12 protein-coding genes are annotated in these 12841 nt (G+C 33.3%); 1 reads left to right on the forward strand and 11 read right to left on the reverse strand.

Going from position 1 to position 12841, the window contains the following annotated elements; all coding sequences use genetic code 11:
- The first annotated feature begins 135 nt into the window (after positions 1-135).
- Positions 136-612: a TspO/MBR family protein gene (locus BD847_RS09805; protein WP_115888087.1), complete on the forward strand. Its 477-nt coding sequence runs from the start codon at positions 136-138 to the stop codon at positions 610-612.
- 31 nt (positions 613-643) lie between these two features.
- Here the strand turns inward: BD847_RS09805 and BD847_RS09810 are convergent, their stop codons facing one another.
- From BD847_RS09810 to BD847_RS09860, 11 genes are all read right to left on the reverse strand, one after another.
- Positions 644-1351, reverse strand: coding sequence for a hypothetical protein (locus BD847_RS09810; protein ID WP_115888088.1), 708 nt, complete (start codon positions 1349-1351; stop codon positions 644-646).
- Between the two features lie 10 nt (positions 1352-1361).
- Entirely contained in the window at positions 1362-2111 is a 750-nt protein-coding gene (locus tag BD847_RS09815; RefSeq protein WP_115888089.1) for a carboxypeptidase-like regulatory domain-containing protein, read from the reverse strand.
- Positions 2112-2184: 73 nt separating this feature from the next.
- The gene (locus BD847_RS09820) at positions 2185-2862 is read right to left on the reverse strand and encodes an MBL fold metallo-hydrolase (protein WP_115888090.1); all 678 of its coding nucleotides are present in this window, start codon (positions 2860-2862) and stop codon (positions 2185-2187) included.
- Between the two features lie 61 nt (positions 2863-2923).
- Positions 2924-3505, reverse strand: coding sequence for a Crp/Fnr family transcriptional regulator (locus BD847_RS09825; protein WP_115888091.1), 582 nt, complete (start codon positions 3503-3505; stop codon positions 2924-2926).
- 23 nt (positions 3506-3528) lie between these two features.
- A complete protein-coding gene (locus tag BD847_RS09830; protein WP_115888092.1) occupies positions 3529-4902 on the reverse strand; it encodes a YncE family protein in 1374 nt (457 codons plus the stop codon).
- A 58-nt stretch (positions 4903-4960) separates the two neighbouring features.
- Positions 4961-6034 carry a hypothetical protein gene (locus tag BD847_RS09835; RefSeq protein ID WP_115888093.1) on the reverse strand — a complete coding sequence of 358 codons (1074 nt, stop codon included), beginning with the start codon at positions 6032-6034 and terminating at the stop codon, positions 4961-4963.
- A 93-nt stretch (positions 6035-6127) separates the two neighbouring features.
- Positions 6128-6775, reverse strand: coding sequence for an HAD family hydrolase (locus tag BD847_RS09840; protein ID WP_115888094.1), 648 nt, complete (start codon positions 6773-6775; stop codon positions 6128-6130).
- 6 nt (positions 6776-6781) lie between these two features.
- Positions 6782-7990: a BaiN/RdsA family NAD(P)/FAD-dependent oxidoreductase gene (locus BD847_RS09845; protein WP_115888095.1), complete on the reverse strand. Its 1209-nt coding sequence runs from the start codon at positions 7988-7990 to the stop codon at positions 6782-6784.
- Between the two features lie 182 nt (positions 7991-8172).
- On the reverse strand, positions 8173-8850 hold the full coding sequence (locus BD847_RS09850) for a glycerophosphodiester phosphodiesterase (RefSeq protein ID WP_115888096.1): 678 nt from the start codon (positions 8848-8850) through the stop codon (positions 8173-8175).
- A gap of 115 nt (positions 8851-8965) precedes the next feature.
- Positions 8966-10627 carry an alpha-amylase family glycosyl hydrolase gene (locus tag BD847_RS09855; protein ID WP_115888097.1) on the reverse strand — a complete coding sequence of 554 codons (1662 nt, stop codon included), beginning with the start codon at positions 10625-10627 and terminating at the stop codon, positions 8966-8968.
- A 160-nt stretch (positions 10628-10787) separates the two neighbouring features.
- Positions 10788-12650: a glycoside hydrolase family 13 protein gene (locus BD847_RS09860; RefSeq protein ID WP_244201578.1), complete on the reverse strand. Its 1863-nt coding sequence runs from the start codon at positions 12648-12650 to the stop codon at positions 10788-10790.
- Positions 12651-12841 lie beyond the last annotated feature (191 nt).

Genomic DNA, 12841 nt, shown 5'->3' on the forward strand with positions numbered 1-12841 from the left:
GCAAAGATAGTTTTTAAATTTTTTCACCATATAAGTAATATAAGAAAATATAAAACCAGTTTGCTAAAATGAACTTATATCACTTATATGGTTTAAACTTTTCTTTTGACTATTTTTGATTCAAAATTTAGTGAAATGAATAAATACGTAAAAATTATAATAGCTTTATTGATATGTTTAGCAGTAGGATATTCTGCCAGTACAGTAACCAGACCAAGTGTTGAGAGCTGGTATCCAACAATTGAAAAACCATTCTTTAATCCGCCGAATTGGGTTTTTCTGCCTGTATGGAGTTTGCTTTATATTTTTATGGCAGTTGCCGCAGGATTAGTTTGGGATAAAATAAAAGAGCAAAACGAAGAAGTCAAAAAAGCTTTAGGTTTCTTTTTAATTCAATTGACATTAAATGCAATTTGGTCTTATTTGTTCTTTGGCTTGAAAAATCCGTTATTGGCTTTAATTGAAATCGCACTTTTATGGCTATTTATTTATGAAACATATTTGAAGTTTACCAAAATCAATAAAATTTCAGGTTATTTATTACTTCCATATTTGGCTTGGGTTGCGTTTGCAGCTATTTTGAATGCTAGTATTTGGTGGCTGAATAAGTAGTTTTTGTTTCAGGTTTATATCGTGATTCAACTTAATCAAGCTTCTTAAATTCTTCATTTTTAGCATATAAAAAATCCATCACAGTCAAAACATTTGGATTTTCCAAAAGCGTTTTCGATTTGGGATCTGCTTCGCAAAAATCAATAAAAAGCTCTTTTTCTTCAGGTTTTATTTTTAAATTTTTTAGAAAGAAATCTGGAGGACAAGTAGCAACAACCAGTTTCTTAAAACGGTCGTCGGTAACTTCAATTGTTTTCTTTTGCTTACCTTTTAAAGGGAATGAAACTCGAAGACCTTCTCTAATAGATCCATCATTAACTCCTGTATTCCAGAATAAATCTTTGGCACTTTTACTGATTAATATATCTGCAACTTCATCAGCACTAATCTTAACTTTATCAAATTCGACCTTATTTATTACAACTTCATTCAATTCTTCGGGTTTCAGAATCATGTTAACGACGAGATTGTTGTTTTCAATATCTTTGGCAGTGATTTTTAATCTAGTAAAGAAATAATCTTTCGAATAGAGAATTAAACTGTCCTGCGCTTTTGCTAAAATTGAAAATTCTCCCAATTCATTTGTTCTTGTACTAGTTTTTGCTGTTTTATTAATGACTTCAATATTTTTTAGAGCTAGATTTTGAGAAAGCACTTTTCCGCGAAGTATTTTTTCGGTTTGAGCAATGCTAAGTTGATAAGTGAAAAAAGAAATTGTGGTAAGTAATTTTAGTTTCATGTACTGGCTTTTAGTTTTTAATTGCAGAATTTAATTTTTTAAATTCGTCGTTTTTGGCAAACAGAAATTCCATCGTTTCAAGAATATTTAAATTTACCAGAAGCATTTTGGATTTTGGGTCGGCTTCGCAGAACTGAAGAAAAAGTTCCTTTTCGTCGGGGCTTAATTTTAAATCTTTAGAAAAGAAATCTTCGGGGCAGGTTTTTGCAATTAATTTTCTGAAATCAATTTCTGGGGTTTTCTTTTTAGGGTCTTCGTCTTTTTTGAATAAGTTGTAAACTTGCTTACCCAAATAAATGAAATCGATGTCAAGTGGACCTCCTTTTACCTCATAATAACCTTGAATTTTTAATCCTTCTTTCGATTTATGTGAATTTAGTTTGATTTCATTTATTTCTTCTTTACTGAGTGAAATTGAGGTAGTTTTCCTGTCTAAAATCACGACTTCGTTCAATTCTTCCGCTTTCGGAATCATATTTATGATAAGATTATTAGTTTCGATTTCCTTTGCGGTAATTTTCAACCGCGCAAATAGATAATCTTTTGTAAAAAATATCAAACTATCCTGCGCTTTTACTAGAATTGAAAATTCTCCACGTTCATTTGTTCTTGTACTAGTTTGAGCTGTTTTGTTTATTACTTCAACTTTATTGAGAGGAGAATTATTAGAAACAACTTTTCCGTGAAGTAGTTTTTCGGTTTGAGAAACACTAAGTTGATACGTAAAAAAAGAAATTGTAGTAAGTAATTTTACTCTCATATAGGATTAATTAGTTGAGAGTAAAATTATTAGAATAGTCTTAACGAAAACTTGTGAAATCTGTAAATTCTTGTTAATAATGTGGTTTGAGTTTTCGAACGAAGTGCTCAAACTCTCCATTATTCTTTAAAACTGGTCCATGTCCAAAACAAAGTGTTTTAGGTTTTAAAGCGGCTAATTTTAATATGGATTTTCTATTTGTTTCTTTATCAGAAGTAAACAAATGAGGCGGTTCGTGTAAGCCTACTTTTGTTGTCAAAAGGTTCATATTGGTCATTACATCACCAACAATCAATAGGCCATCACTTTCTCTGAAAAAAGACAAATGGCCGCTGGAATGTCCTGGAGTTTCGATAACGGTAAATCCGCCAATTTTATCGCCTTCCTTTAAAGTTTCAGAAACTGGATGTCCTTTTCCTGCCCAGAAGTTTTTTTGAAATTTCGAAATAATATGATTCGGATTTGGATATTCAAAAATTACATTTCCATTTTCTGCGGCAGTTTTTTCGGGTTTACTGCATAAAAGAGGAATGTTTAGTGTTTCACAGATTATTTTAGTGCTTCCTTGATGATCAGCGTGAGCATGCGTTAAAACGTGTTTTGTTATTGATTTGCCTTTTAAGGCTTTTAAAATTATTCCGCTTGAACTTCGAATTCCGGCATCGATTAAAACATCTTCGATAACATAACAGTTGATAGCATTTCTTGGAAACAACGGAATTTGATAAACGTCTTTGGCAATATTTTTCATTTTCTTGAATTTTTATATTGACAAAGATTTGAATTCTGTTTCCGAACTCACTTGATAAATGTTAAGAAATGCTTTGACGAATTCGGCTTAAAGATTCTGGAGTAATTCCGAGAAAAGAAGCGATATAAATTAAAGGTGTTCGCTGAATTATTTTGGCTGGAGCCGAAGTTAAAAAAGTTTGGTATTTTTCTTTGGCAGGAATCATTTGGAGTTTTAAAACACGATCTGCCATGCAGAGGTAATTTTGTTCAGCAAGAATTCTTCCAACACGTTCCCAATTTGGGATTTCGTTATACAAAAACTGCATTTTTTCGAAAGTAATCGAAAGCACTTCGCAGTCTTCAATACATTGAATATTTTCAAAAGAAGCCGATTGATTTATAAAACTGAAATATGAAGCGATGAAGCCATTATCACAACTTAAATAAGTTGTAATTTCTTTCCCGTCTTTTAAGTAATAAACGCGTGCTAAACCTTCAACAATAAAGAAAATCTTATTGCTTATTTTTCCTATTGGAGAGAGAAAATCTTTAGCTGTAAATTTTTCATATTCAAAACAAGAAGCAATTACCTCCATTTCATTTTCAGAAAAAGAGGCAATTGCTGCGATTTGTTTTTGTAATGAAGAATATGTTGATTTCATTTACGCTTCAACGTAATTGGCTATTATTCAATATTTATTTTTTGGATAGCCCATTCTTTGGCTAAACCTGCTCCGGTTGCTTTTACAATTACAAAAATAGAATTTCCATTAGAATTGCTAAATACAAAATAGGGTTCAGCGTCATAAAAACTCCCACTGCTTTCGTTTTTAGGAACGGCAAATTGCTCCAATTTAATTCTATTTTTTAAGCTTAAGGTAGAAGAATTATAAATATAGAGATAAGGTTCTTTTTTGTAAGGAAAATATAATCCATATGATAGAATGAAATAAAGATTGTTTTTTAAAGATGAATGATCCAAACTTTCTATTTTAGTATTCACATTACTAGAATTAATTTCAATTGTACCGCTGTAAATCATATCCTGATCCTTAATTTCGGATGTTTTGAATACGTTTTTTCCTTTTGTGAAAATTTTGTTGCCATCTTCTGAAAACCATAAATTTCCATTCATATCATAATCTCCAAGATATGGGGAATCATATGCATATTGGGCAACGTTTGTTTCAATGTTGTATTTTTCTATATCCGAGGGCATTATACCATTATCTGCGCCATAAATATATTTCCCAGAAGGATGCAATTTCCCTTTAGTGCCTTCGTATATGAATGCTCCCACTTGAAGGCTTTCATTGTTATTTATTTCGTTCAAATTAATACATCTAATAAAAGTCCATTGTCCTTTTTCTGGAAAAATATACGCCCATTTGTTATTTCCTAGTACAATGTCAAAAGCATAACAAGAAACAGGATAGGTTTTTACAACGGTTTTATTGTTTAAGTTGATGTAAGAAATACTTCCGTTGTGTCCAACTACAGCTGTCTGTCCATCCTGAGATATTGAAATACATGTTGGGGGAGACGATAAAGGTATTTGTTCTGTTATACCTGTATTTGTTTTTAGGATATTTACAGCAGAAGGATGCTGCGAAACATAAATAAGCTGATCATTTACTTTCGAGTATTCTGCGTCAATAACGTCTGAATTTAGAATTACTTTTTCTTCAATATTGTTGTTTACTTTTACAACTATTGAATCTTTTTTATTGTTGATATTTAAATATAATTTAGAATAAGATATACCGCTTGGTAAGTTTGATTTATCTAAAGTTACTCCAATTTCACTTTGATTTTCAGCAGTAATATTTCCTTGAGAAGAAGAAAGGGTTATATAGTTTTTTGAGCTAGTTATAGAATAATTTATTAATGTATTGCCTTGGTTTTGAATTTTTAAGAAAAGTCTTTGATTAAAGATGTTAAAGTTTAAAGAATCAGGAATTGAATAAGATGCTTCTTCCATTTTTGTATCTGAAGAATCATTATTTGAACAACTAAGAAGTATAAGCATTATTACCCCTAATAATAGAATTTTTTTCATTTCCAATCTTTGCTTAATTTATTTTCTTTAATTTGAATGTATTAAAAACATTTCTAGTTTAGTGAATATCTATTTTTTGAATAGCCCAGTCATTTGATGAATCAGGTTCAATTGATTTTGTAATTACAAATAAGCGATTTCCATTAGAATTACTAAAAACAAAAAATGGAGCTGCATCATAAAAAGCTTCGTCGTTGCCTCTTTGCTTAGGTTTAAAATATTTTTCCAGCTCAAATTTCCTGATATAACTAAGATTTGAATCATCATAAGAATAAATAAAATTAGACTTAACGGGATTCCAATCATCATCGCTTTCAAGAATAAGATAAAATTGATGATTTAGGGCTGAATGATCCATCCATGCTACTTTGGAGTTGTTTTCTGAATCAATTCTTCCATTATAAAGCATATCAAAATTTTTGAGCTCCGAAGTTTTTAAGACAGATCTTTCTCGAGTAAAAATTCTGTTACCATCTTCTGAAAACCATATGCTGGGGAATGTATAGTTTTCTTCTTCAAAATAAGATTCGTAACTGTCATCTATATCTCCATTTTGAATAGTAAATCTTTTAACTTGTGCACGTGATGATGGATCTTGTGCATAGATATATTTTCCTGATGGATGAAGTCTTCCTTTTGTTCCGGCAAACATTTGATTATAAATGCTTTGTGGTGCTTCGTTATTGTAGGATAAATTCATATTAATACTTCGTAAATAGGACCATTGATCTTCTTTAGGAAAAATGTATGCCCATTTATTATTTCCAAGAACAATATCAAGCGCAGTACAGGAAAGGTTGTAAGTGTTAATTACTGATAGGGTTTTTAAATTTACATGTGTAATGTGGCCATCATGACCAATAACGGCCGTTTCTCCATCTTGTGAAAGTGAAATACAGGTTGGTTCGTACTCTAATGTAATCTTTTCGAGATTTTCGGAAGCCGAATTAAAAATATTTACCTGCGAAGGGTTTGATGAGACATATACTAATTCATCTGTTTTCTTCGAATATTCAGCATCAATTACATTTGTTTGCAATAGTATTTTGTTCTCTTTAGTATTTTCAGAATCATTAGAATCACAGGCAAAAACGATAAAAAGTAAAAGAGCTACGAAGAGTATTTTTTTCATTAAATGTTTAGTTTTTATTTGTAAGAGAGCTCTTGTTTAAGGAGGCAAATATAGAAAAGTATTTGAAAAAACACTTACAGTAAAACTACTTGGTTATAAAATTTCAATTAATTCTGAAGCATTATTAATTACCACTTTTGCTCCACTTGTTTTCAGTTCCTCTTCGGTTCTGTAGCCCCAGGAAACTCCAACCGGAAACATATTAGCATTTATTGCCGTCTGCATATCAATGTCAGAATCTCCGACAAAAAGGATTTCTTCAGGTTTTAAATTCCATTTTTTGCTTATTTCTAAAGCCTCAAACGGATTTGGCTTTTTAAGCGCTTCTGTACTTAAGCCAACTGCAGTGTCAAAATGATTTGGAAATATCTCTGATGCTATTTTCTTCGTCAATTCATCGGCTTTATTAGAAAAAACAGCCATTTTGATATTTTCTGAAGTCAGGTTTTCTAACAATTCTAGAATACCTTCATAAGGTTTTGTTTTTACGGTGCACATTTCACGATATTCGTTAATCATGCATTCAAAACAAAGTTCAATCTGTTCGTCTGAATTATTTGTTGAAGGAAGTGCTTTGCTAACGAGATTTCGCAATCCGCTTCCGATGAAATATTGATAGGTTTCGTAAGTATGAGTTGGGAAATTTAAACTTTGAAGTACAGTATTCATCGCATCTGAAATGTCGTGCAATGAATCTACTAGCGTTCCGTCTAAATCAAAAATAATTCCTTTAAATTTCATTTTTTATTAAATATTTTGAGCCAAAATAAATCCGCTTGTCCAGGCATTCTGAAAATTAAATCCGCCAGTAATAGCGTCTATATTTACAATTTCACCAGCAAAATAAAGGTTTTCGTGAATTTTGCTTTCCATGGTTTTAAAATTGATTTCTTTTAAATCGATTCCGCCGGCGGTTACAAATTCTTCTTTAAAAGTGCTTTTTCCGTTTACTTTAAATTCGGCTTTTGTAAGTTGTGAAGTCAGGTTTTGCAATTGGTTTTTAGATAAATCTGCCCATTTGGTTTCTGTTTTGATTCCCGAAGCCAAAACCAAACTTTCCCATAAACGATTCGGGAAGTCAAAGGGAGATTTTTTAGAAACCGCTTTTTTAGCGTGTTCTTGTTTTAAATCTTTTAGGATTTTTTCTGCATCTTCGTGATCAACATCATTTAGCCAATTGACGAAAATGGTAAACTGATAATTTTTATCGTGCAGAATTCGTGCGCCCCATGCTGAAAGTTTCAAAATTGCGGGACCGCTCATTCCCCAATGTGTGATTAACAATGGTCCTGTCGATTCTAGTTTAGTATCTTTTACGTTTACTGTCACTTGCGCAGCAACGCCAGGTAATTCTTTAATTCGAGAATCTTTAATATTGAAAGTAAATAGGGAAGGAACGGGGCTCACAATTGCGTGTCCATGTTCCTGAAGCATTTCCCAAATTTTGGGATTGCTTCCTGTTGCCAGAATTAATTTTCCGGCAGCATAATTATCACTTTGCGTGTCAATTTTCCAATGATTTTCTTTTTTGAAAATAGACTGAACGCTTTGTCCGGTCAACACTTTTATACCTAATTTTTCGGTTGCTTTTAAGAAACAATCAATTATCGTTTGTGATGAATTTGAAACGGGAAACATTCTTCCGTCTTCTTCGATTTTTAATTCGACACCGTGTTTTTCAAACCATTCAATTGTATCGCCAGAACAAAATTGATGAAAAGGTCCACGAAGTTCTTTTTCGCCACGCGGATAAAATTTAACCAATTCGTTGGGTTCGAAACAAGCGTGCGTAACGTTGCATCGTCCGCCACCAGAAACGCGGACTTTTGAAAGCACTTCTTTTCCTCTTTCTAAAATGGCAATTTTAAGTTTCGGATTTTTCTCTGCAATATTAATCGCAGTAAAAAAACCTGCAGCGCCTCCGCCCACGATGATGATGTCGAAATTTTTGATCATATTTTTTTAGGTTGCCACGAATTTCACGAATTGGCACTAATTTTTTTAGCCACAGATTAAAATGATTTGCACAGATTTTTTTGCTCAGAATTCACACATAAATTAATTCGTGAAAATTCGTGAAATTTGTGGCAGAATAAAAAAATCTTTTTTAATCTTTTAATCTGTGGCTATTTTAAATTTTATATTTTGTCCGGAAAATCAGTGATGATTCCGTTTACGTTATAACTTTTTACTTTTTGAATATCTTCTTCAATGTTTACTGTCCAGGGTAAAACCAGAAATCCTTTTTCCTGAATTTGCTTCGTGTTTTCCTCAGTCAATAAATGATAATATGGATGAATTGCTTTTGCTTGTATAGTTTCGGCGAAAGCCAATGCCAAATTCAAATCTGTTTCTGTTAAAACGCCAATTGGAATTTTCGGATTTAGATTATGAATTTCCTGCAAAGCAATCCAATCAAAACTTGAAATGATAAAATGCTTGTAATTCCAGTTTTTTTCTGAAATATATTCTTCGATTAGCGAGGAGACGCACTGCTGCGCGCCTCTACACTTCAATTCGATATTGATGAAACACTTTTTATCGACTAAATCAAACACCTCATTTAAAGTCGGAATTTCATGTTTTCCATCAATCAAAAATGATTTTAATTCGGATAAAGAAAATGAGTTTACAGCGCCTTTTCCGTTAGTCATTTTGTCGATGGTTTCATCGTGAATTACGATTATGTGTCCATCAGAACTCAGGTGAACGTCGAGTTCAATTCCGTCTGAATTTAGATCTAAAGCTTTTTGGAAGGCTTGCAAAGTATTTTCTGGTTCATATGCTTTTGCACCTCTGTGAGCTATTTTTAGCATTTTGCAGTGTTTTTTCTAACCGCAAAGGTCGCAAAGTTTTACGCAAGGTTCGCAAAGTTTTTTATAATCTTTGCGAACCTTGCGATTTTCCCTTGCGACCTTTGCGGTTAAATTTTTAGATCAGTTCCAGTAAAACAATATCAAAATCACTATCGACAATCACTTTTCCGTCAATAACTTCTGTATTTTGATTGGAGTAAGTATCTTTTAATTTTGTTCCATTTGGGAAGATATCACCAACAGGAAGTTCTTTTCTGCCTTTTGGTAAATCAACTCCCATAACTACTTTATCTGTGAAAGCGCCTTTGGTAAACGTTCTGGAAAAAGTATAAGGATTGGCATTAATTAATTGGTGAAAGCCAGCTCCAACTGCAGGATGATTTCGTCTAAATTGTCCTAATTTCTGCCAGTGTAAAAGTGTTTTTTGAGTTTCAGGATTGTTCTGAATAGCATCCCAATTCATATTGGAACGTAAGGTTGCATCGCCCTGAGTACCTTCAATAACTAAAGATCGTGCCGATTCGTCGCCGTAATAAACCTGTGACATTCCAGGAGAAAGCAATAATTTATTCGCCGTTTCAATGCTTTTTGTTCGATTAGCATCAAAAGGCTGACCATCGTCATGAGAAGACATATAATTTAAAACCGAATATCCTTTTAAGTCATTGTTTAAAGCATTTGAATATTTAGAAAATAAACCTTCATAATCGTTTTGCGCAGCATTCCATTTAAATTCAAAATTAATCATGCTGTTAAAACCATTCTGAAAATAATTTACTTTTCGGTCTCCAAAATCGTAATCCTGTCCACCGCTAATTCCGTAACCGTAAACTTCAGCAATCGTGTAAAAAGGATTCTGATCTAAAACTTGTAGAGGATGATGTTTTTTCCAGGTTTCAAAAGCGTAATCACATTCTTTTTTGAAATCGGCCCAAACCTTTTCGTCGGTATGTTTTACCGTGTCGCCTCTGTAACCGTCAATTCCAAATTCTAATATATAATCTGTAAGCCATTTTATAATATAATATTTTGGCGTTCTTGGATAATTGGTTCTTTTGAAGAATTCATCTAATGAAGCGATTTCTTTTTCATAACGGCCTTCTTTTTTCCATTTTTCAATTAAAAAAGGAGGGAGCGCTACTTCTTGATTACTTTCTGTTCTAACGTCCGGAAGATTGTCAACCAAAGTACACATGGTTGTATTTTCGAAAGATTTATAATCGCAAACAACGCCAGTTCTAACCCAGTCAGAAGGCCAAACAGGATCTTCCGGAGTTACTGGTCCAGTATGATTAATTACGCCATCGAGAATTATTCTGATGCCTTTTTCGTGTGCTTTTTTGACTAGTTTTGCCAAGTCTTCTTTTGTTCCGAAGTTGGGATCTAAAGCGGTCCAGTCTTTTGCCCAATAACCGTGAAAGCCATAACTAAGTCCGGTTCCTTCATCAACGCCATCGTGAATTTGTTCTACAATCGGCGTAAGCCAAATGGCATTTATTCCTAGTTTTTCAAAATAGCCTGATTCGATTTTTTTGGTAATTCCGATGATGTCACCGCCTTCAAATCCGCGTAATTTTCCGGGTGTTTTTGTTCGGTTAAAATTGACGTCGTTTGAAGTATCTCCGTTATAAAAACGATCTGTAAGTAAAAAATAAACATTTGCCCCTTCCCAAACGAAAGGTGTTTTCGAAGTATTATTCATTGTAACTGATTTTGAGCCAGAACAACTCATTGTTAAGTATACTAAAGATAAAAAAAGGAAAGTGTATTTTTTCATTATTTGGGAATTTTTTAGACATATATTATGTTGAAAAAAAAGCCACAGATTATAAGATTAAAATGATTTAAAATCTGCATTAATCCTTTAATCTGTGGCAAAAATACTTTGCGTAGACGCACTGCAGTGCGTCTCTACATTATATACTGAGTTTTTAATCTTATTCCAATTCTAAAACCAAAGCTGATTTTGGTTCTAAAGTAATTTCTGTAGCTAAATCGAATGTTTTTCCTGTGATAACATCTTTTCCAGATTTAAAGTTTTTGATGTTTTCTTTGAAACGAGCTGTTTTTACAACCTGCTCTTTTGCATTGTTGTTGAAAACCACCATTACCGTTTTTGCATTGGTATATCTGAAATAAACATACGTATTGTTTTCAGGGATATAATGTGTCATTTTTCCGAAATGAACCGCTTCATTTGATTTTCTCCAGTTGAATAATTTCGACGTGAAATCAAAATATTGTGCTTGTTGAGCTGTTCTTCCTGCTACTGTGAAAGCATTGTTTTTATCGCCAGCCCATCCGCCAGGAAAATCTTGACGAATATCGGCATCGCCTTTACTTTTGTCACCGCCCATTCCAATTTCTGAACCGTAATATACTTGTGGAATTCCGCGAATGGTTGCCAATAAAGTCATCGCCAATTTATATTTTGGCAAATCATATTTGAACTTATCGTTCATACGATCGGTGTCATGATTTTCGGAAAAAACCAAAATGTTATTCGTGTTTGGATATAGAAAATCCATCGCAAAATTGTTGTAGAATTTGATCAATCCGCTGTCCCAGTTTGGCGTGTCTTCGTTGAAAGCAGAAGTAACCTGACTTTGAAGCGTAAAATCCATTACACTTGGAAGATTTGAATTGTAGTTTTCAATCGCACCAATTTTACTGTCTTTCTGCCAAAAAGCTAAATTCGCCTGATTGTGCATCCAGATTTCACCAACGATATTAAAGTTCGGATATTCATCTGTAATTGATTTTGCCCAATTTGCCATAGCAGTTTTATCAGAGTAATTATAAGTATCAACTCTAAATCCGTCAAGGTTTGCAAATTCAATCCACCAAATCGCATTTTGCGTTAAGTATTTTGCAACTAGAGGATTTCTTAAATTCAAATCCGGCATTGAAGGCACAAACCAGCCGTCAACACAAACTTCCTGATCTGTTTTTGAAGCGTGAATATCTGTAATTACCTCACGTCTGTGGTGCGTTTGCGTGAAAGTTTCGAACTGATTGAACCATGTTTTTGTTGGCATATCTTTCATCAGCCAATGGGTAATTCCCCAGTGATTCGTAACATAATCCATAACCAGTTTCATGTTCTTTTTGTGCATTTCTGCAGAAAGACGAGCGTAATCGTCATTCGTTCCGTAACGCGGATCTATTTTGTAAACATCAGACTGCGCATACCCATGATACGAATGCTGTTTGTCGTTGTCTTCGCATAAAGGCGTGCTCCAAATTGTAGTTGCACCAAGAGACGAAATATAATCTAAGTTTTTAATGATTCCTTCGATATCGCCACCGTGACGACCGCCTGGTTCTGCGCGGTTTCCTTTTTCAGTTAAAGAAGCGTCGCTGTCGTTTTTCGGATTTCCGTTTGCAAAACGATCCGGCATGATTAAGTAAATCAAATCCGATGCATCGTAACTTTTTCTGTCTGCCGAATTTGCTCTTCTTTCTTTAAGAGAATATTTCTGCGTAAAAGCTACCTTATTATTGTTTTTGAAAGAGAAAACCAATTCAGATGCTTTGATATTTTGCGTATCAATTGTTACAAAAAGGTAATTCGGATTTTCTGTTTTTTCTACATTTTTGATCGCCACATTATTCGAAACAGAAGCCTCATATTGTGAGATGTTTTTTCCGTAGAACATAATCTGCAATTCCGGATTTTTCATTCCGGCGTACCAAAATGGAGGTTCTACTTTTTGGATTTGCGCTTTCGCGGAAGCGGAAAATAGCAAAACCATTAGAAAGAGTATGTAGAAATTGTGGTTTATTCTTAGGTTATTCATAGTTTTTCTTTTTAGTTCGATTTCCTGCAATCCCGAAGCTTCGGGACAAAACTTTGCAGGTATGTGAAATTGAGTAAAGCTTAAGAAAACCTACAAGGTTTGAAAAACCTTGCAGGAGTAGAATTTAAACTATATAAGAAATGTAAGAACATTTAAGACAAAAACTGGGGAGATTTCTATTTAAATGGACT

It is taken from the genome of Flavobacterium cutihirudinis (genome assembly GCF_003385895.1).
Taxonomy (GTDB): Bacteria; Bacteroidota; Bacteroidia; order Flavobacteriales; family Flavobacteriaceae; genus Flavobacterium; species Flavobacterium cutihirudinis.